Source organism: Lactiplantibacillus daowaiensis (assembly GCF_005405085.1).
In the GTDB taxonomy this organism is placed as follows: Bacteria; Bacillota; Bacilli; order Lactobacillales; family Lactobacillaceae; genus Lactiplantibacillus; species Lactiplantibacillus daowaiensis.
This window is the reverse complement of record NZ_BJDJ01000002.1, coordinates 152091-171032: the sequence shown is the minus strand read 5'-3', so window position 1 is coordinate 171032 and position 18942 is coordinate 152091. Positions and strand designations below refer to the sequence as shown.

The window sequence follows — 18942 nt, the reverse complement described above, 5'->3', positions numbered from 1 at the left end:
ATGATAATTAAAAAGACGCCCGCTGATGATAGGTTAACTATCATCAGCGGGCGCCTTTAAGTCAGGTCACTTTATGGTTGGACTGGTTTTATAACACAAGTTGGTAAGCGTTGCGTTGATCGTTAGGATCGTCGGCCATATAGACAATACCACGATAAGTAAAGCCAGCTTTGGTAATGATGTGTTGCATGCGTTGATTGGCCGCATGGGTGTCGATGCGAACTTGGTGGATGCCTTGTTGATAACTTAATGTCAATAAATTACTGAAATAAAAGTCGGCTAGATGTTGGCCATGATAACCACCTGCAATCGCAATGCGGTGGATAGAAGCATAGCGGTCATCATTAGTGTCGGCCCAACTGCCTTGATAAATGTTGGCATAGTTGGGGTCTGGTGTTGTTAATAATGCTGCAGTACCAGCAACTTGACCATCAACGATCAGCAACCAAGCACGGTGGGCATCGATATCTGCTTGGATATCGGCAGCCAGTGGATAGGCACCTTGCCATTGGGGAATGCCATCAACGGCCAAAAGATGTTTGCCTTGGGCGATAATCGCCTGCATAGCAGGTAGGTCGGCGTCGGTTGCGGCGCGGACATATTTAGGCATGTCAACCACTTCACTCTCTGTTTAGAATGGTTAATATTATAGTCTTTTTGGGACGGTGCGACAAACTTGAAAGCAGATTGATGGCTGTGACTTGGTAATTAGTTCTATAATGATAACTAACAATTATTGGGAGTGATCAGGTATGAAAGTTTTTGTGATTGGTGCACATGGTCAAATCGGTAAAAAAATTGTCTCGAAATTAGTTGCCCAAGGTGACCAAGTCTATGCTGGTATTCGGCAAGCTGACCAAGCGGAAGCGTTTGAAGATGCTGGTGCCCAACCGGTACAATTCAACTTATTAGCCCAGCCTGATGAACAAGCCTTAGCTTTAAAAGGGATGGATGCAGTGGTGTTTGCGGCCGGTTCTGGTGGTCAAACAGGTTATGATATGACATTGATGATTGACTTGGATGGGGCAGTTAAGTCGATGCAAGCTGCTGAAATTGCGGGCGTCAAACGCTACGTGATTATTAGTGCTGAATTTACGACTGACCGGGAAAAGTGGCCTAAAGCATTACGGCCATATTATGTGGCGAAGTTTTATGCAGATGAATGGCTCAAGACCCGCACACAATTGGATTATACGATCTTACAACCAGGTAGTTTAGTTAACGATGCAGGGACTGGTCGGGTCACGGTTAATCCGGCGGCGGGCGGTGCGATCACTCGTGACGATGTGGCGACATTTGCCGTGCAAACGTTAAAAACTGCAACAACGATTGGCCAAACGATTGCCTTGATCAATGGTGAGACGCCAATTGCTGAGGCCGTACAACAATAGTCAACATAAAAATCGACCAGCTAGCGTTTATGGATAACGCGCTAGCTGGTCGATTGCTTTATTTAGAATGTTGTGACCGATTAACGGCCCATAAAGCACCCAGGGCCACGATAACGAGTAATAAAAACGCCCAAAATGAACCGCCCATGCCCCACCAAGACATGCCAGTTGACCACCAATTACCACACATATGTGTCACCACTTTCGGTTGAAATTTACCCTCATTATACGCTATCTTTCGTACAATTACTGCGCTAACTTATGCGTTTAAAGTTGCCAGCAAAGTCGTTTGTTGTTGGTCTGTTAACGGCAAGATTGGTAAGCGTGGTTGGCCAACTAAAACCCCTTGTTGATTTAGGGCCGCTTTGACGGGGGCGGGTGATGGGTGACTGAATAGTGCTGCCATCTTAGGGCTTAACAGCCGTTGCAGTTGGCCGGCGGTGGCGACGTTGCCATGGGCTAAGCTTGTTTGTAAGCTGGCCATCGTATCACCATATAAATGACTGGCGACCGAAATGACCCCTTGGGCCCCATAGGCTTGGGCAATCAGAGTTTGGTCGTCTTCTCCTGTATAAACATAAAAATCAGCCGGTGTCTGGTCAACAATGGCAGCTAGTTCAGCGGGGGTCGTACATTGCTTGATCCCAATAATATTGGGGTGCTGGGCTAATTTGGCGACGGTGGCAACTGCCATTTTGACAACAACACGACCAGGAATATTATAAATCAAGATTGGCAACCCACCACGATCAGCAATTGCCGTGAAGTGGGCGATCATCCCTGCTTGGTCAGGTTTGTTGTAGGGTGGTACCACGACCAAAGCGGCATCGATGCCGACGATTTGACTGACCTGACGGGTGAAATCAATGGTAGCGGCTGTGTTGTTTGATCCGGTGTTAGCGATGACCGGGACGCGACCAGCAACGATACGGGCCGTTGCTTGATATAACGCTAACTTTTCCGTGGTACTTAAAGTGGGACCTTCACCAGTCGTGCCACCCACTAAAATACCAGTCGTATGATGAGCCAATAAGTGTTCGATCAATTGTGCTAAACGGCTATAGTCAATTGCATGGTGATCGTCAAAAGGGGTCACCATCGCCGTAATTAAATGAGCATTATCAAAATTCATGTTAAAACCTCCGTTAAACTAATGTTTGAGCGCGCCAGGTGGCCAACTGATTCATGCTATTGCGCAAGTTGGCCATGCTGGCAGCGTAACTAATTCGAAACCAGCCTTCGCCACTCGTGCCAAAGGCTGATCCAGGAATGACAGCCACGTGGGCTTCTTGCGCCAATTGGGTGGCAAAGTCCCAACTATTGCCGTTAAAATCAGCCGGTACTTGTGCGAAAACATAAAAGGCACCGGTGGGATAGAGATAGTTAATCCCGATTTCACTTAAGCGGCTGACTAAATAATCGCGGCGGGCTTGATAAATGTCGCGCATTTTGGGGCCATCATCTAAGCCATGGGTTAACGCTTCAATACCGGCAGCTTGACTAATTGAACTCGTCGATGTCACCAAGTATTGATGAGTCTTCTTCATTTCATTAATGAGCGCTAACGGCGCCATGATAAACCCTAAGCGCCAACCCGTCATGGCATGTGATTTAGATAAACCGTTGATGGTGATCGTCTTTTCTGGATAGAGGGTTGCTAGCGCAGTGTGCGGTTGTTCATAAGTGAGTTCACTATAAATCTCATCACTGAGCACTAACAGGCCAGCTTGCTTAATAACCGTTACTAACGCAGCTAGTTCAGCTTTAGTATAAGTGACGCCGGTTGGGTTGGTTGGATAGTTAAAAATCAAGACTTTCAAATGGTCGTGTTGATGGGCTTGAATCGTCGCTGCTAAAGCTGCTGGGGTTAATTTGTAACCAGCTTTAGTGGTGTCGATGGGAATCAAATTGCCTTGCGCCATAGCGACGACTGGCTGGTAACTCGTGTAACCTGGGGTGGGCATTAAGACCCCGTCGCCAGGATTCAAGACACTCAGCAAAGCCGTCGCGACTGCTTCGGTTGCACCAACCGTGGCGAGAATCTCATTTGGGGCATAAGTCAGCCCATATTTCTGATGAAAATATTGACTCGCTGCTTGTTGAAGTGCTTGAAAGCCCATCAAAGGTGAATAGTGGCTGACATCGTCGCGAATGGCTTGAATCCCTGCTTTTTTAACATGGGCAGGTGTTGGTAAGTCTGGTTCGCCAACGGTTAACTTAATAATATCGGGCACCGAGCTAATGGCCTCATCAAAGCGTCGAATCCCAGAAACTTGAATTTGTTGCATAATCCGATTAGTAGTCGTCATGGCAATCAACTTCCTCTCAAAGTAATTGTGTTCTATAATAAAACGCAAGTGTCATGAGAAAAAGAGACAATTTTAACTAAAATGAAAGGACAGTTAGCCGATGCCATTAGACCGTTCAGCAAAACAACCACTTTACTTACAGCTGTATCAACAATTACGTGATCAATATGATCCGACAAAACAAGCGCGTCAGAAGCTTTGGTCAATCCGTAAGTTGGCCCAAAGTCTGTCCGTTTCTAAGACAACAGTTGAGCAGGCCTATGACCAACTACTAGCTGAGGGCTATATCTATTCGGTGCCGGGGAGTGGCTATTTCTATCACGATATTCAACATTGGCCAACTAAACCAGCCAAGCCAACAGCCATTACAGCACCGCTAACGCCACAAACACCAGTTAAATATGATTTCCATTACGGTCGGATGCAACTCTTAGGGCCCAGTTGGAATGCATGGAAACGGGCCGTTCGAGAAGCCCTACGCCAAGCCGAACAACCACAGCAAGTCAGTGATCCGGATGCGCAAGGGTTACTGGCCTTACGTGAACAACTCGTGCGCTTTTTGGCGACGACGCGCGGGATTAAGTGTACGCCAGCGCAAATCGTCATTACTAACGGGGCCAAAGAAGGGCTTAGTTTGTTATTAAGTATTTTGCCGCGGGGATTAGTCGGGATTGAAAACCCGGGTTATCGGGGACTATCGGCCTTGGCGGCTGGTTATGGTCATACAACAGTGCCGTTACCAGTGACGAAACAAGGGGTCTCACTAGCAGCGATTCAAGCAGCGCGACCGCAAGTCGTCTATACGACACCGGCGCATCAATTTCCCTTGGGTTATGTCTTGCCGATTGCGCAACGACTGTCTTTGTTAGCATGGGCCGCTGAACAGCAATGTTTGATTATTGAAGATGATTATGACAGTACGTACCGCTATAATGCGCAGCCGTTGCCAGCGTTACAATCATTAGCGACTGCGAATCAAGTCGCCTATTTAGGTACTTTTGCCAAAGGGATCGATCCGACTTTACGCATGGGATACTTAGTTTTGCCACCACAACTGGTTACGGCCTACCAACAGCAGTATCAGTATCGGTCTGCGATGGTGGCCGGGTTATTACAACAAGCGATGGTCAATTATTTTGAAAACGGGGCTTATTATCGCCACTTAAGTCGGAGTCGGAGTTTGAACCGACAAAAATACCAACGACTCTGTCAACTATTAGACGTGACTGATTTGATTCATCCCATTGCAACTGGTGCTGGGTTGCATTTAGTCGTACAGATTCCGGACATCCCACAAGCTGCAGTACTAACAGCGCTAGCCCAAGCTGAAATCAGGATTTATCCGTTAGATTCAAATTGGCAAGCGATGCCGAGTCATGATTATTATTTGTTGGGCTTTACCGCGTTAACGGTTCGTGAAATCGAGGTCGCCGTGCCAAAATTGATTCAGGTGTGTGCAGACTTGCGGGCACAACAAAACGGCTAACACGATTATGTTAGCCGCTAGTTTAATCTTGATATTAAGGTTTAGGCGTTGGCTGCCCTGGAAAGGCGTGCTTTAATTCCCGCTCAGTTGCCAAGTTTTGTAAGATGAGACCGACGCCTAAGCCGATTGCTTGGACGTTCATACTTTGGAGCCAGGTGATCTTAAATAGTCCCCCGATAATGGCTGCGATTAGTAATAACGTAAAGATTTCGACACCCAGCATCGCATAAAAATGCTGCGCAAATTGCCACGTCTGTTCATCTTGGATGGCCCGCCGTGAGGTATAGCCTAACAGTGAGCGGAATTTGGGCATCCGATACCATTGGTAGACCCAGACGAGTAGAAAAATCAAGAAGCCCCAAGCTAGGCCAAAACTGTTTGCATGCATGCGATAACCTCCGCTAAATTAGCTTAAATTAACGCTTCGATTAAGCGCTTAAGGTCTATTATAACAATTTAGGTCCAGACCAGTCGATATGTCGCGGCAAAAGTCTTAAAAATGTTTGAAGAAAAATTAAAAACTTTATATCTTTTAATCCAGATAGCTAGCCGGATGTCATCGAAGAGGTTATAATATGGTCTGAATAAGAAAGGGAGTTATTTTTGATGCAAACTTCAAAGAAGTTAATCTCAGGTTTATTGGCAACTGTTACCGCAGTTTCATTATTTGCCCCAGCTGCTTTAGGTACAAATGGTCAACAAACTGTTGCCCAAGCAGCAACGAAGTCAACTAAGACGACCATCACCGTTAATGGTATTAACACGAGTAGCAAGACAGTTACCGGTACTGCAACTAAGGGTGCTAAAGTAACGGTTTATGCTAAGAAGGGCGCAAGTAGCTCGAATGCTGGCAAGAGCAAGATTGCTTCAGCCACAGCTTCATCAAAGACCGGTAAGTTTACGGTTAAATTACCAAAGACTTACAAGAAAGGTACTAAGTTATATGTTTACGCCACTAATGGCAAGTATTCATACATGTACCGGATCGTGACTGTAACGGCAAAGTCAACTAGCAAGAAGACCACGACGACTAGCAGTTCAAGCAGCTCAAAGACGTCTTCAACTTACGGTTTAGTAAGTAGCGTTGCTGGGACTTGGAAATCTTCAAGTTACAAGGGCTACTATACGAAGTGGACGTTAACGAGTGGTAAGAAGATCACTGTTAAACGCTACAAGTCTGGTGCTAAAACTAAGACCTTGTTAAGCGGGACTTACACCGCAAGTACCAGCAACAAGCATCTTTGGAAAGTTAATGCCAAGGTTGGCAGCAAGACTGAAACCTTCTACTTACGCTTCCGGAGCGCTTCAAGCTTCTACGTTGTTAACAGCAAGAACACCCGCGTCAAAGAAAACATTGGCCAAGGTGCCCAATATTACAGCTATTCAAAAGTTGCTACCAGCAGCAAATCTAGTGTCTTAAGCTTCTAGTTTAAGCGCTTAGTGTTAAGACGGTCACTCTTAGAGTGGGCGTCTTTTTTTGTTGGTCTGGTCCGTATGTCAGCTAAACTAAAAAAGCCCGTTTGCTTCACTTTTGACTCGAAGCTTCAATAATGAAGCTAGATCAAAGGGGATGGGTGGATGCAACGATGGTTACGGTTAACACTTGAAACGCTAGCTGGATTACCCATTGCCGGTGGCATCGTTGGTATCGGGCTGGCAGTTGGGATTGGGTTGCGACAGTGGTTAAAGGTGGCGCAATTCAAGTTAAAGGTGCTCGGTTGGCCAATCTATCAAGGGTACTATCATGGTGACCAGTGGGTGGGTCAGTTTAACGGGGGCAATCTCATCAAGTTGGGCCTGTTTTTTGCGCTGGCGAGTTTGTTGATCAGTGAATCGTGTTATGAGATTTGGCACCCCGAACCGCAGTGGCATTGGCGGCGGATTCACTGGCGGCATTAGCGATGAAGTAGCGTATACTAAAAGAAAAATGGAAAATGTTAGGTGAACAAACATGCAAAAAGAAGTTCGGTTGCGGTGGCTATTTTTAGCAAACTTGCTAAATAATGCCGGGGCCGCTTTTATGTGGCCGTTAACCACGGTCTACATGCACAATTATTTACATCAAAGTTTGACGTTTTCAGGGACCGTCTTATTTTGGATGTCATTAGCCATGATTTTAGGCAATTATGTTGGTGGTCGGTTATTCGATCATTGGCGGCCGTATTGGACCGCTATTTTAGGGGTCACGATTTCGACGGTGACGTTAGCGACCTTAATTTTTTGGCACAGCTTGTGGCCCTATGCGATTGGGCTAATTATCGTGGGCTTTGGTGATGGCATTAGTATGACGGTGGTGAATGCGTATGCGGCAACGGTGACAACCAAAAGTAATCGGTATGTGTTTAATATGTTGTATTTGGCCTTAAATGTCGGTGTCGTGATTGGGACGTTGTTAGTTGGGTATTTACTCGACTTAGGGATCAGTGTGGTCTTTATGGTGACGACAGCGTGCTACATTGGATTATTTATCATTGTCCTGGCAACATTTAATGTGCACTTGGCTAATAAAGACACGGCCGATGAAGTTGAACCAGTGAAGCAAGATACGACGCCTAGTCATAAGCGCCAATTGATCTGGCTGATTTGCTTGATGATTTTTACGATTTATATGAGTTATGCACTGTGGGAAAGCTTGTTGTCCGTGCACATGACGAATCTGGGGATTCCATTCCGGCGGTACAGCGAAGTCTGGACGATTAACGGGTTACTCATTATTTTGAGTCAGCCAATCGTAACGTTGTTTAACGAGAAGTTTAAGATTGGCACGCAAATTGGTTTTGGAATTACGTTATTTGCGTTGTCATTTTTAGGCCTAGTCTTTGCACGACAATATGTTGATTTTATTGTTATTATGGTCGTTTTAACGTTAGGTGAAGTCATTGGGTTACCAATCGTGCCAGCGTGGGTCGATGATATGGCAGCTGCTAGTCAACGTGGTAAGTATCAAGGGCGTTTTAATATGGCCTTGTCGTTAGGCCGAGCAGTCGGGCCACTGTTTGGTGGGATGATGGTTGCCCAGTTCTCATATTCGATCCTGTTTATGACGGTGACGGCATTGATGTTATTAGCGTTAATTGGGGTCTTAATAAAAGCTCGCCATGAACATTTATTAAATGGTTAATCAAAAAATGGACCGACATCTAAAAAAAGGTGTCGGTCCATTTAGGTTACTTACTATTTACTAAGCGCGTGTAGCCGTTCTTTCATGACGTTGTAGATGCGTTCCGTGTCAGCGGAAGTGCCCCGTAATTCATAATCGCCAATGAAATCAGTGTCTAATTGTTCCGCATAACGCCGTGCGGTTAAACAATATTGTTCGTTGAAGTTTTTATTCCCACTACCAACGACGCCTAAGCATAAGTCAGGGTTCAAATCGTAGTTTAAATATTCACCCAAGACGTTGGTCATTAATTCTTTGACCCCAGTATCGATGCCGTTACCCCCATCAAGATAGGTTGGCACAAAGGCAAAGTAAGGTTTGGTTTCAATGGCAAAATCAGTTTGTTCCGTAATTTCTTTTAAAGTAATTAATGGATTACTTTCATCAGCAGCGTGCTGCGTTTTAGCGTAATCTTGCATACCAGTTACAAATGAACGGGTATTTCCTTCAATCGAAATATAGATAATATTAATGACGTTTTCACTCACGGCTGGTTCCCCATTTCTGTAATTTCATATACTCAGTTTACGCTGTGCTTAATGCTTTTGCAAACAACTTCATATTAAAGTCGCTCACAAATGTAAGCGATGTCTTGAATAGGTACCGCTATGACGGATTATGGTGATGATTAAAAAAAGATGGTATTCGCAGACCAGTCTGAACTTTGACCAGATGAGTCTTATCAATTAAGCGAGTTGAGATTAGACCATTAGTTAGGTGAATTGCCTAACTGGCACTTAATTGGCCATTATCGATGCACCTAATATAATTATTTTGTTATTTTATCAATAACTATGTTAATAAAACGGGACTATCAGATTGATAGTCCCATACGAGATCCTGGTTAGTCGGTTGGCTGATCATCAGTGTCAGTCGTTGCGACTGGTACTGGTTGACGACGACTAACTTCGAACCAATTAATATATGCATTTTCAAAATCGAGGGCTTTAAAATCAAAGTCGGCAATTTGAACGGTGTCCCCAGCTTGAATCTTAGGGAAGTTATCCAAAATATAACCGGTTAAGGTGACGACATCGGAATCTTCGAATTCTTTTAAATCGGTTTTAAAGAACCGTTCGAAATCATATAAGGTCATTTTACCGCTCATACGATAAGTCCCATTATCTTGTTTTTCAACATATTCAGTCGAGACATTATCGATTTCATCGTTGACCGTCCCGAAAAGTTCTTCGTAAATATCTTTATCTGTCACGATCCCACTAGTCCCACCATATTCATCGACGACAACCACGATTGGGGTTTGTTTATCGATCATCTTTTGCAAGATTTCTTGAATGGGTGTCGTTTCAGGAATCGTGATGATATTTCGTAAGACTTTGTTGACACGAATTTCATCATCGACTTCACCTTGACGGATCAAGTCGTAATTATACACGTATCCTAAAATCTTATCCTTATCATTATTTGCAACAACGGGCAAACGGCTGAAGCGTTTTTGTAAATAAACGCGAATCGCTTGTTTAACGGTGTCGTTAATATCAATGACGACTAATTGCGTCCGGTCGATCATGACATCTTTAGCGATCTTGTCATTAAACTCAAAGGCCCGTTCCATATAAAGGTAATCATCACGATCTAATTGACCGCCAGAGACGGCATTGCGTGATAAGTTGAGAATTTCTGCTTGCGAATAGACATCATTATCTTCATTAGCAACGGGAATCCCTAACATTTTGACAACCCCGGCCGACGAGATGTTCAACAACCACACAAAGGGGTAGAAGAGCACGTGGAACCACCGTAATGGTGTCGTGATGACCGCCATCACCTTGAGGGGCATATCGATGGCGATATTTTTTGGCACGATTTCGGTGAGGACCACTTCTAAGTAGGTTAAAAGGAAAACCCCAATAACAATACTGATTCCACGTAAAATTGACGTGCTGATCGATAGATTGAAAACGTCTAGTAATTGTAAGACGAAGTGTTCAGTTGTCTGTTCACCAATCCAACCTAAGATAATACCGGCTAACGAAACCCCCACCTGTGTGGTGGAGAGATATTCGTTTAAGTTATGCACCATGTGTAGGGAAGTGGCAATCCGTTTGGAAGGCTTTTCCCGTTTCTTTTGTTCTTCTTCTAGGGCACTTGGTCGGGTCTGAACTAATGCGAATTCACAGGCCACGAAGAAAGCGGCGACAAAGAACGTAATGACAATAATGACTAAATTTAACATTATCTGGCCACTGTCCAAAGAATCATTCCTCATTTCATTTAAGTAGTTATTTAAATTATACCGCGAAGTAGCTATTATTATAAGGATAGTCATCATAATTTGCAATCTAAGCGAGATGTTTAACGTTTTCATAAATTGGTGCTAAACTAAAGGTATCTTAAGTCAAGGGAGATCTTTTGTGATGCCAGTAGAAACGAAAACTAAGATTCATGAGGATTCGAAGAAATTGGATTATGAAGATAGTGATGTTAAAAAAGCGATGGATTTGATTCGGAGTCAAGGCTACTTTACTCGGACTGACTTCAACCAAATGGACGATGAAGATTGGGCGGAAGGTTTTGAAAAGGCAGTCGAAGACGGCTTTTTAAAGGCTGACGGCGAAGATCCATACGTTTATTTTGAACAATTTGACTTTAAAGGCGGCGACATTGATTCCATCGTTTTTGACATGGATAAAGTCGGTACCCGCGATCATGCACTTGAATTGCTAGCGGCCGCTATCGGACAAAAAGCTTACTAAAAAATAGTCGTTTAACAGGAGGCCAACGCCATGCGTCAGCAATTATTCAATCAGTTTGATCGATTGTTACCGGTCAAGCTACTCAAACAAGTTCATCACGACATTAATCATGTGGTCACTTCTCATTTAATGATGAAAACCGATGTGGTCGAACACGACGATGATTACACGGTAACCGCCGAATTACCCGGTTTTGATAAGGATGCGATTAGCGTGAAGTACGCTGACGATTGGTTGACACTCAGTGCGACCCAACAGCCGGCTGGTCAGTACCGTGATGATGATGGTCGCGTTTTACGGCGCGAACGCCAAGTTGCCACAGCAAGTCGACGGTTTTATTTTAAAAACGTCGTAGCCGACCAGATTCAAGCACACTATGATGCTGGTTTGTTAATCGTCATGTTACCTAAAAAGGTAACGGATGATACAGGTAAGATTGAAGTTCAATAACAACTGATACTCATTAGAGACCCTGCAAAATTAATTGCAGGGCCTTTTTTTGTCATTGGATATCACACAAATTTACTGCTTCTGGGGCATAATGCGTGCTAGCTGTGCCCGTTTAAATTACGTCTGTTTCAAAAATAGCATTTTATGACCAAATAGGGACCTGTGAAAAGCGGAATCGGTGTCTACGATAATGGTCTTATCAATGATTATGCCCTTCTGGTAACGTTTACTTGAATAAAACTTTTTTTGGAGGGGATTACCATGAAGCTTAAAAAAGGTGTCGTGGGATTAGTCGCAATGACTTTATTGTTAAGTGGAACCGGCTGTAGTCAATCGGCGACGTATAAAGCGGGGACTTACACGGGGACGGGGCAAGGCAAAGATGGCCCAGTCAAGGTTCAGGTAACTGTTGATAAAAATAAAATAAAAGCGGTTAAAGTACTAAGTATTCAGGATAATAAGCAATTAGCCGCAAGTGCGACTAAGCAGATTACTAAAGAAATTGTGAAGCAGCAAACGACTAAGGTAGATGTTGTTTCCGGCGCGACTCATTCTTCAAAGGGGATTATTGAGGCGGCTAAAAAAGCACTAAAGAAAGCTGGTGCCAGTGACGCACAATTGAATAAGACTGCTAAAAAACAAGCTGTTAAAGCAAAATCAACTAAGACGGATGTTGTCGTGGTCGGTGCTGGTGCCGCCGGGACAGCCGCAGCATTAGCGGCCCGTCAACAAGGCGTTAAGGTTGTTTTGATGGAAAAAACAGCTTCGCCTATGGGTGCTGGGACGTTAGCTGGTGGGATGTTTGCAGCTGATAGTGCCCAACAAAAGGCCGCGCACAAGACAGTTTCGAAGAAATGGCTTTACGACAAGTATTTAGATGCATCGCAAGGTTATATGAACGGTGTTTTAGTTCGCCGGATTATTGATCAATCTGGTCCAACCGTTGATTGGCTCAATAAGAATGGCGCTGATATGAAGTTAGTGGATGCAGGGACTGGCGGTAGTTATGCGCATCAAGGTGACCCAGCAACTTTGCATGGTTATCAAAAAGGTGGCACAGTAGCCATCAAAACATTGATAAATAAGTTTAAAGCGGAAGGTGGCAAAGTTTACTTTAAAACACCTGCTAAAAAGTTGTTAACCAATCAGCATCATAAAGTGACAGGGGTCGTGGGGACAACAGCAACTGGGGCTAAGATAACGGTGCATGCTAAGAAAGTGATCATTGCGACCGGTGGTTATGGTGGTAATCAAAAAATGCTGAATCGATATTTGGGCAAACCCAATACTAAGGGCCAAGTGCTCCAAAATAAAGGGGACGGCATTAAGATGGCTTGGTCAGTTGGCGCTGGTAAAGAAGGCACCGATACGACGCATTATTTCTGGGAGACCTTTACGAATGCTGGCGTTAAAAAGATGACGCAACTTGTTGGTGATAAGTATTATATGCTGAACACGTTTACGGCCTATCCGAACTTGAGAGTTAATACGCAAGGCCAGCGTTTTAGCAATGAAACCGATACGACGTTATATGCTCGGCATGGTGCTGAAATTGCTGCGCAGCCTAAACAGACTGAATATGTAATCTTTGATAAAGGCATGCTGGATAAAATCAAAGCCAAAGGAACGGTGGCGATTGAAGATCAATTTGGTAAGTGGAAACATAATCCACAATTTTTTATGGAATTCAATGAACCATCAAGTACGAAGACTTCGATCAAACAAGAAAATACGCCCGTTGACTTTGCGCCATTACTCAATAAATTAACCGGTACCGGGGTTGTCTTTAAGAGTGATTCGATTGATGGCTTAGCAAATCAAATGGGGATTAATCAAGCAGCGTTTACGAAGTCAGTCAATCAGTATAATGGTGCTATTAAGCAAGGCAAAGATAAGTTGTTTTTTGCCAATACCAAGCGTTTAATTAAAGTTAAACAAGGTCCTTATTATGCCGTTAAATTTGTGGCTCGAAATTTAGGGACATTGGGTGGCGTGCGCATCAATGACCAGATTCAAGCAACCAAGACAAATGGCACTGCCATTCCGAATTTGTATGTTGCGGGGGCCGATGCTGGCGGCATGTATGGCAAAATTTATGTTGATTTTGAAGGCGGTACTTTAGGATTTGCTTATACTTCTGGGCGTTTAGCGGGGTTAAACGCAGCCAAATCCATTAAGTAGCCGTCAATATTGCGGGGGAATCAAAATGGATATTTATCATATTGGCGAGGCTTTAGTACAATGGCAACTGGATGCCAAGCATCGTCAAGCTTCTGGTGCTTGGGTGACATTAGCACCTAATAGTACGTCGTTAATTCCAATTGTAGCTGCTAAGTTAGAGAATGAAGATGGCAGTTGTCATACACATCAGCAAAGCCAACCAAGCATATTGTACGTTTTTGCGGGGACGGCGTCAGTTACAATTGCCTCTCAAACAATGACATTAACTAGTGGCAATCTACTTTTTGTAAAACCACATCAACAGTATCAACTGGGACCATTGAAGGCCGGCGATGTTTTAGTGACATTGTTACTGCCAGTCGATGCTGAATTGTCACAGTTATTACCGATTGCTGACGATCATCGCATGCACCAGCAGTTGCAGGCGATTAAGCAAGCTTACGGTACTTGGGGTTATGCCAATTTTAACAATGATAAAATCGATGATCCTGCTTATATTGTGGAACGGATTATTTGTGAAATCGTTAGCCCGGCGCAGTTTGCGACGGCTAGAATTGATGGCTTTTTGCACTTGCTATTAATTGAATTAATCCGGCGCAAAAGTTATGTCGCACCGAGTCGCAAGTCTTTGCCACATCAAGTGACAACGGCTGATTTATTGCAGTATATCGATCAAAATTATGACGTCTGCTCGTTAAAAATCATGGCACAAGCGTTTCACTATAATCCCAATTATTTATCTAATCGGCTAAAAACGGCAACCGGACAGAGCTTTATTCAATTGATTGATAGTCGACGAATGCGTGAAGCGTTAATCTTGTTAGAGAATCCACGTGTGTCAATTGATGAAGTTGTCACGTACATTGGTTACTCGTCGAAATCGTTCTTCTACAAGAAATTTAAAGAACGTTATGGTGAGTCACCGACTAAAATGCGCCAACGATTATTGTGTTAGAACGCAAAGATGATTTAGCTGTCTCAGATTAGCGAACTTTTACACCGTTCAATCGCTTTTCAGAGATTAGTATTGTTAATGGTTTTAAATAGGTTGACTAGTCAAAAAAAGAGGCCACCGTATTTTACGGCGACCTCTTTTTAGTCGACTAGTGCGTCAAGCTTAGTTAAGGCTTTAAGCTTTACTTGGCATCGTCCGTTGTGTCAGTGTCTTCGTTCGTTTGATCAGCGGCATCTGCTGCTTTATTAGCGTCTGAGATGCTCATGGTAATCGTCTTAGGCCGATCTTTGAAAATCACGATAGTGCCTTTACCTAAAAAGTCTTTCGGGCCATCATAAGCCATATCGTATTCGTTAGCAAAGGCGCCTTCTTTTTGTAATGTCATGAAGAAAATTTTGTGATCTTCATAGTCATCACTAAACATGACGGCCATCGTACTATCAATCAATAATTTTTCTTGGCGCATTGCCTTTAATCGGTCCCATAAGCCATTGATCACGGCTTGCGGTACACGTTCTTTAACATCGTCACCAGTGCGATGTTTTTTAGTCATTTCATACATGGAAGCCAACCACTTTTCTGTTTGAATTTAAAATATCGGTTTAAATCATACCACAAACGCTAATTTTAATGCCATTTATAAGTTAAGCTAGTTTACAAGACTAGCTTAACTATATATAATGATGATAAATGATAGGGAGTGATTGAGATGGCAACGAATGCAACGTATGCGGACTGGAAAAAGCGCATGGGTAAAGTGATTTTACCTAAGTGGACGGAATTACCAAACTTTGATTTATATATGGATCAAGTGTTGTTGCTGATCAATGAAACATTACAACCGTTGGACGTTGATCCAGTGACGGCCGCGATGATTAATAATTATGTGAAGCACAAAGTGATTTTGTCGCCCGTGAAAAAGAAGTATCAGATCATGCAATTGGCAGATATTATCGTGATTAGCTTGTTGAAACCCATTTATCCACTGGATATGATTCGGGAAGGTATCGATCAAGTCACCGCAACGGGTTATCCGAAACGGGCTTATGATGGCTTTATTACTGAATTAGTCGACCGATTACATCATGTTGATGAACCAGTCGCCGTTTCAGATCAAGATTTAAGTGGTAGTTTAACGTCAGCTGCTGCCCAATTGATCGTTGATAAATTACGTACTGATGAGTTGATGCGTTTGAATCAAGCACACGTCAAACCAAAACAGATTGAAAAATGAACAATCTATGTCAAAGGCCTTGGAATCCGCAAAATAATTGGGATAACCGGCCTTTTTTTAGTTGCTGGACGGGGTGGCTTCTAGTATGATTGATGAGGTGTCACAATCAATTGTAAACAATTAATTTAGGAAAATAGTCAGGTGACACAACAACTTAACGGGTGGTTGTGTCACAAGAGAAAGAGTGATTGATATGAAGGTTTTCATCAGTGACGATCTCGAAAAGCACCGTCTCTGGTTAACCGAAGTCATTACTGCACAATTGGACGACTTACAGTTCGATTATCAATTGGCATCCGTCTGGCAACCAGATGATGTTTTACAGGCAGTACAAGCCAGCAGTGGTCCTAATTTATATTTTTTAGATATTGTCTTAAAACAGACGACTAATGGGATAGAATTAGCTTCCAAAATCTGGGATTATGATCCGGACGGGTTCATCGTGTATGTAACCGTTCGTGATGATATGATGCCGGCGACTTTGAGTGCCATGACGACGCCAACTGGGTTCATTTCAAAAGTCGACATGTTCGACAAGGCCAAGTTTGTCCCACGGGTGCGTAAGGTGTTACAAGTAATCAAGAAACGTTTGTTAACTTTACAACAGGCCCCAGAACCAACTTTAACTTTAAAGAGTGGCGCGTTATTATTAAAGTTAAGACTCCGAGATATCGTTTATTGCGAGAAAGTGCATGGGTTGCGGACTTCGCGGATCGTGACGACAAATCAGGCTTATTTAGTACATAAAAATTTAAGTACGATTAAGACCCAGTTGACTGGGTGTCACTTTTTTAACGATTTTCAGAGTTACGCGCTGAACTTGGATTGCATCGTCACCGTGAATTTCAATAAAGGCGTTGTCACCATGACTAATGGCGATCGGTTGACCTTCAGTCGGGGGACGATCAAAAAGTTACGCGCGTATTATCAAACGCAGGAATAGGATGATTCAAATGATAACGGCGACACAATTGACCGCCATTGAAGCTTATGCCAAAAAACGACTTGCCCAAGATCACAGTGGTCACGGGACGGACCATTTAATGCGGGTCGTTAAATTAGCCCGGCGGTTAGCCGTAGCGGAACATGCTGATATGAACTTAACGTTAGCAGCCGCTTGGCTACACGATGTCATCGATGATAAATTAATGGCGGATCCGTTATTGGCCCACCAAGAATTGGCTAACCAATTGACAACGATGCACGTGATGCCTGGTGCCCAAAAAGAAATTTTCGATATTATCGACCATATGTCATTTAGTAAATCCCTAAATGGCACCCAGACGTTGTCTTTAGCTGGTCAAATCGTACAAGATGCGGATCGGTTAGATGCGATTGGGGCCATCGGGATTGCTAGAGCATTGTATTATTCGGGACATGTTGGGGAGAAAATCTATGATCCAACGATTGCGCCTAGAGAACAGATGACAAAAGAACAATATCGTAATGAACCCGGCACGGCCATTAATCACTTCTATGAGAAGTTATTCAAACTAGAAGGCTTAATGAATACCGATGCGGCCAAAGGCTTAGCTCATCAACGGACGAATGTGATGCGCGACTTTGTTGCCCAATTCAAGGCTGAATGGGAAGCTGACGATCGAGCTTAATCAAAAAAGATGTGCTGACAAGCCGCACCAGTGACTGGTGTAACTTTGTTAGCACATCTTTTTTAAGTTCGTCGTAAAACCCGTGTAATGAGCATCACGATAAGTGAAATGAGCAATGAATAGCTCAAAATAATCGCAATCGTGAAACCAAAGGTAATGACGGCTTGTAAAATAACCGTGGCGTGTTGGTCTAATAATGTCACCACCGTCGTAAAGACGAGTAGTAAAATCAGCGTACTTGAAAGCCCAAGCGCACTATTTTGATAATCAGCTGGACTTAAGTCAAAACCACCGATGACGATGAGAATCGTTAAAATCAACAATAACCCCATTTGGCCCCAGCTACCGATACCGGCTTGTAAGACTTGCCAGCTGGCTTGCCAAGCGGGGGCAGTCGGGTTAGCGGCTAATTTGATGATGGCATGGGCTAACCCGGGAAATAACCAATAATCTAATCCCAGTAAACTCGCCGTACAGCCAAAAATTGGGGCGACACCGATAAATAAGTTACCAATCGTTTGATAAAAGCTATGTTGATTCCATGTGTGATTGACATATCCTAACGCCAAATCATCATCGGCCCCATCGGCGCGATTCAGATGGGGCAACTTTAGCAACCGCACGGATTGGATACCATGGCGAAAAATTAATGCCATGATCAAATGACTGGTTTCATGAATGATAATTCCCAGACAGCCGAGATAGACCTGACTGTTAAGGCCAAAACGACTGACTAGATTACCCTTGGTTTGGCGATTAACGCGTGTCAGTAACCACGCAAACCCGGCTGGTAAGCCTAGTAAACTGCCTAAGACCAGCACATTGTTAATGATCAGTTGTTTCAAAGCCTCACTCCGCTAGATCGCCGAAAGTCCCATGCACAAGTTTGCGTAAGTCTTCGGCGTCAATTTCAATTGAACGGCCAATCTTGCCGGACGATACTAAGATTTTACCTTGTTTTTTCGCGCTATCATTGATGAAAATTGGAAATTTCTTGGTCTCCCAAATCCCAACCGGGGTGTTAGCGCCGTGTTGGTAACCAGTCGTCCGCTCCAAGTCTTTTAACGGAATCATACCGACTTTTTTATTACCGGATAGTTTAGCTAGCTTCTTGTAACTCAAATGTTCATCTAGTGGTAAGACGCCTACTAGTGGCCCCGTTTTGTTACCAATCAAGGCGAGCGTCTTGTAGATATGATGTTCATCAACACCTAAGTGATCAACTTGCAGTTGTTCAACATCGCCTTCAGTTTCGGTTGGAAATTCGTATTGTTGATAACTGACATTGGCTTTGTCCAAAATCTTTTCAACTAAAGTCTTGCCGAGTGCCTCTTTGTTTTTCTTCTTCTTTGACATTTTAAATCCTCACAATCATAAAAGTGCGTTCCAATTAATCAAATGGACCGCCGTAATTCCGCCACTGGTTGTAAAACTCTGCTATACTACAAG

22 protein-coding genes are annotated in these 18942 nt (G+C 43.6%); 12 read left to right on the top strand and 10 right to left on the bottom strand.

What is annotated here, in order from left to right; all coding sequences use genetic code 11:
• Nucleotides 1-88: 88 nt before the first annotated feature.
• A complete protein-coding gene (locus tag FFM75_RS02085) occupies nt 89-610 on the bottom strand; it encodes a GNAT family N-acetyltransferase (RefSeq protein WP_137627540.1) in 522 nt (173 codons plus the stop codon).
• Nucleotides 611-752: 142 nt separating this feature from the next.
• Between FFM75_RS02085 and FFM75_RS02080 the strand changes: the two genes are divergently transcribed.
• Nucleotides 753-1391: an SDR family oxidoreductase gene (locus FFM75_RS02080; protein WP_137627539.1), complete on the top strand. Its 639-nt coding sequence runs from the start codon at nt 753-755 to the stop codon at nt 1389-1391.
• 58 nt (nt 1392-1449) lie between these two features.
• Here the strand turns inward: FFM75_RS02080 and FFM75_RS14115 are convergent, their stop codons facing one another.
• From FFM75_RS14115 to FFM75_RS02070, 3 genes are all read right to left on the bottom strand, one after another.
• Nucleotides 1450-1581 (bottom strand): hypothetical protein, encoded by a 132-nt coding sequence (locus FFM75_RS14115; protein ID WP_263390546.1) that lies wholly within the window; start codon nt 1579-1581, stop codon nt 1450-1452.
• A gap of 69 nt (nt 1582-1650) precedes the next feature.
• Nucleotides 1651-2523, bottom strand: a complete 873-nt coding sequence (gene dapA / locus FFM75_RS02075; RefSeq protein WP_137627538.1) for a 4-hydroxy-tetrahydrodipicolinate synthase — start codon at nt 2521-2523, stop codon at nt 1651-1653.
• Between the two features lie 13 nt (nt 2524-2536).
• On the bottom strand, nt 2537-3700 hold the full coding sequence (locus tag FFM75_RS02070) for an aminotransferase class I/II-fold pyridoxal phosphate-dependent enzyme (RefSeq protein WP_137627537.1): 1164 nt from the start codon (nt 3698-3700) through the stop codon (nt 2537-2539).
• A 100-nt stretch (nt 3701-3800) separates the two neighbouring features.
• Here FFM75_RS02070 and pdxR point away from each other — a divergent pair, with 100 nt between their 5' ends.
• Nucleotides 3801-5186, top strand: a complete 1386-nt coding sequence (pdxR, locus tag FFM75_RS02065) for a MocR-like pyridoxine biosynthesis transcription factor PdxR (RefSeq protein WP_137627536.1) — start codon at nt 3801-3803, stop codon at nt 5184-5186.
• Between the two features lie 34 nt (nt 5187-5220).
• Here the strand turns inward: pdxR and FFM75_RS02060 are convergent, their stop codons facing one another.
• Entirely contained in the window at nt 5221-5574 is a 354-nt protein-coding gene (locus FFM75_RS02060; RefSeq protein ID WP_137627535.1) for an SdpI family protein, read from the bottom strand.
• A gap of 218 nt (nt 5575-5792) precedes the next feature.
• Here FFM75_RS02060 and FFM75_RS02055 point away from each other — a divergent pair, with 218 nt between their 5' ends.
• The 3 genes from FFM75_RS02055 to FFM75_RS02045 all read left to right on the top strand — a co-directional run bounded on the left by FFM75_RS02055 (nt 5793) and on the right by FFM75_RS02045 (nt 8307).
• On the top strand, nt 5793-6614 hold the full coding sequence (locus FFM75_RS02055; RefSeq protein ID WP_137627534.1) for an Ig-like domain-containing protein: 822 nt from the start codon (nt 5793-5795) through the stop codon (nt 6612-6614).
• 150 nt (nt 6615-6764) lie between these two features.
• Entirely contained in the window at nt 6765-7085 is a 321-nt protein-coding gene (locus tag FFM75_RS02050) for an LlsX family protein (RefSeq protein WP_137627533.1), read from the top strand.
• Nucleotides 7086-7137: 52 nt separating this feature from the next.
• Nucleotides 7138-8307, top strand: a complete 1170-nt coding sequence (locus FFM75_RS02045; protein ID WP_137627532.1) for an MDR family MFS transporter — start codon at nt 7138-7140, stop codon at nt 8305-8307.
• A gap of 53 nt (nt 8308-8360) precedes the next feature.
• On the opposite strand, the gene nrdI is transcribed toward FFM75_RS02045, so the two are convergent.
• Complete coding sequence (nrdI, locus tag FFM75_RS02040) at nt 8361-8834, bottom strand: class Ib ribonucleoside-diphosphate reductase assembly flavoprotein NrdI (protein WP_137627531.1); 474 nt, start codon at nt 8832-8834, stop codon at nt 8361-8363.
• 356 nt (nt 8835-9190) lie between these two features.
• Nucleotides 9191-10561, bottom strand: coding sequence for a hemolysin family protein (locus tag FFM75_RS02035; RefSeq protein ID WP_137627530.1), 1371 nt, complete (start codon nt 10559-10561; stop codon nt 9191-9193).
• Between the two features lie 163 nt (nt 10562-10724).
• Between FFM75_RS02035 and FFM75_RS02030 the strand changes: the two genes are divergently transcribed.
• The 4 genes from FFM75_RS02030 to FFM75_RS02015 all read left to right on the top strand — a co-directional run bounded on the left by FFM75_RS02030 (nt 10725) and on the right by FFM75_RS02015 (nt 14649).
• A complete protein-coding gene (locus FFM75_RS02030; RefSeq protein ID WP_223876586.1) occupies nt 10725-11063 on the top strand; it encodes a hypothetical protein in 339 nt (112 codons plus the stop codon).
• A 30-nt stretch (nt 11064-11093) separates the two neighbouring features.
• Nucleotides 11094-11513: an Hsp20/alpha crystallin family protein gene (locus FFM75_RS02025; protein ID WP_137627528.1), complete on the top strand. Its 420-nt coding sequence runs from the start codon at nt 11094-11096 to the stop codon at nt 11511-11513.
• A 261-nt stretch (nt 11514-11774) separates the two neighbouring features.
• Nucleotides 11775-13694 (top strand): FAD-dependent oxidoreductase, encoded by a 1920-nt coding sequence (locus FFM75_RS02020; RefSeq protein ID WP_137627527.1) that lies wholly within the window; start codon nt 11775-11777, stop codon nt 13692-13694.
• Nucleotides 13695-13719: 25 nt separating this feature from the next.
• Nucleotides 13720-14649, top strand: coding sequence for a helix-turn-helix domain-containing protein (locus FFM75_RS02015; protein ID WP_137627526.1), 930 nt, complete (start codon nt 13720-13722; stop codon nt 14647-14649).
• Between the two features lie 181 nt (nt 14650-14830).
• On the opposite strand, the gene FFM75_RS02010 is transcribed toward FFM75_RS02015, so the two are convergent.
• Entirely contained in the window at nt 14831-15211 is a 381-nt protein-coding gene (locus tag FFM75_RS02010; RefSeq protein WP_137627525.1) for a hypothetical protein, read from the bottom strand.
• A 147-nt stretch (nt 15212-15358) separates the two neighbouring features.
• On the opposite strand from FFM75_RS02010, the gene FFM75_RS02005 reads away from it, so the two are divergent.
• The 3 genes from FFM75_RS02005 (at nt 15359) to FFM75_RS01995 (ending at nt 17493) form a co-directional block, all read left to right on the top strand.
• The gene (locus FFM75_RS02005) at nt 15359-15883 is read left to right on the top strand and encodes a DUF1836 domain-containing protein (RefSeq protein WP_137627524.1); all 525 of its coding nucleotides are present in this window, start codon (nt 15359-15361) and stop codon (nt 15881-15883) included.
• A 193-nt stretch (nt 15884-16076) separates the two neighbouring features.
• Complete coding sequence (locus FFM75_RS02000; protein WP_137627523.1) at nt 16077-16826, top strand: LytR/AlgR family response regulator transcription factor; 750 nt, start codon at nt 16077-16079, stop codon at nt 16824-16826.
• A gap of 10 nt (nt 16827-16836) precedes the next feature.
• The gene (locus FFM75_RS01995; RefSeq protein ID WP_137627522.1) at nt 16837-17493 is read left to right on the top strand and encodes an HD domain-containing protein; all 657 of its coding nucleotides are present in this window, start codon (nt 16837-16839) and stop codon (nt 17491-17493) included.
• 62 nt (nt 17494-17555) lie between these two features.
• Here FFM75_RS01995 and FFM75_RS01990 read toward each other — a convergent pair whose 3' ends face one another.
• Together FFM75_RS01990 and ybaK are read right to left on the bottom strand one after the other, a co-directional pair.
• The gene (locus FFM75_RS01990; protein WP_137627521.1) at nt 17556-18338 is read right to left on the bottom strand and encodes a hypothetical protein; all 783 of its coding nucleotides are present in this window, start codon (nt 18336-18338) and stop codon (nt 17556-17558) included.
• Nucleotides 18339-18342: 4 nt separating this feature from the next.
• Nucleotides 18343-18849, bottom strand: a complete 507-nt coding sequence (gene ybaK / locus FFM75_RS01985) for a Cys-tRNA(Pro) deacylase (RefSeq protein ID WP_137627520.1) — start codon at nt 18847-18849, stop codon at nt 18343-18345.
• Nucleotides 18850-18942 lie beyond the last annotated feature (93 nt).

Bases quoted from the DNA above. Each gene is read 5' to 3' on its own strand.
- FFM75_RS02085 (WP_137627540.1), bottom strand. From the start codon at position 610: ATGCCTAAATATGTCCGCGCCGCAACCGACGCCGACCTACCTGCTATG.
- FFM75_RS02080 (WP_137627539.1), top strand. From the start codon at position 753: ATGAAAGTTTTTGTGATTGGTGCACATGGTCAAATCGGTAAAAAAATT.
- FFM75_RS14115 (WP_263390546.1), bottom strand. From the start codon at position 1,581: ATGTGTGGTAATTGGTGGTCAACTGGCATGTCTTGGTGGGGCATGGGC.
- dapA (WP_137627538.1), bottom strand. From the start codon at position 2,523: ATGAATTTTGATAATGCTCATTTAATTACGGCGATGGTGACCCCTTTT.
- FFM75_RS02070 (WP_137627537.1), bottom strand. From the start codon at position 3,700: ATGACGACTACTAATCGGATTATGCAACAAATTCAAGTTTCTGGGATT.
- pdxR (WP_137627536.1), top strand. From the start codon at position 3,801: ATGCCATTAGACCGTTCAGCAAAACAACCACTTTACTTACAGCTGTAT.
- FFM75_RS02060 (WP_137627535.1), bottom strand. From the start codon at position 5,574: ATGCATGCAAACAGTTTTGGCCTAGCTTGGGGCTTCTTGATTTTTCTA.
- FFM75_RS02055 (WP_137627534.1), top strand. From the start codon at position 5,793: ATGCAAACTTCAAAGAAGTTAATCTCAGGTTTATTGGCAACTGTTACC.
- FFM75_RS02050 (WP_137627533.1), top strand. From the start codon at position 6,765: ATGCAACGATGGTTACGGTTAACACTTGAAACGCTAGCTGGATTACCC.
- FFM75_RS02045 (WP_137627532.1), top strand. From the start codon at position 7,138: ATGCAAAAAGAAGTTCGGTTGCGGTGGCTATTTTTAGCAAACTTGCTA.
- FFM75_RS02030 (WP_223876586.1), top strand. From the start codon at position 10,725: ATGCCAGTAGAAACGAAAACTAAGATTCATGAGGATTCGAAGAAATTG.
- FFM75_RS02025 (WP_137627528.1), top strand. From the start codon at position 11,094: ATGCGTCAGCAATTATTCAATCAGTTTGATCGATTGTTACCGGTCAAG.
- FFM75_RS02020 (WP_137627527.1), top strand. From the start codon at position 11,775: ATGAAGCTTAAAAAAGGTGTCGTGGGATTAGTCGCAATGACTTTATTG.
- FFM75_RS02015 (WP_137627526.1), top strand. From the start codon at position 13,720: ATGGATATTTATCATATTGGCGAGGCTTTAGTACAATGGCAACTGGAT.
- FFM75_RS02010 (WP_137627525.1), bottom strand. From the start codon at position 15,211: ATGTATGAAATGACTAAAAAACATCGCACTGGTGACGATGTTAAAGAA.
- FFM75_RS02005 (WP_137627524.1), top strand. From the start codon at position 15,359: ATGGCAACGAATGCAACGTATGCGGACTGGAAAAAGCGCATGGGTAAA.
- FFM75_RS02000 (WP_137627523.1), top strand. From the start codon at position 16,077: ATGAAGGTTTTCATCAGTGACGATCTCGAAAAGCACCGTCTCTGGTTA.
- FFM75_RS01995 (WP_137627522.1), top strand. From the start codon at position 16,837: ATGATAACGGCGACACAATTGACCGCCATTGAAGCTTATGCCAAAAAA.
- ybaK (WP_137627520.1), bottom strand. From the start codon at position 18,849: ATGTCAAAGAAGAAGAAAAACAAAGAGGCACTCGGCAAGACTTTAGTT.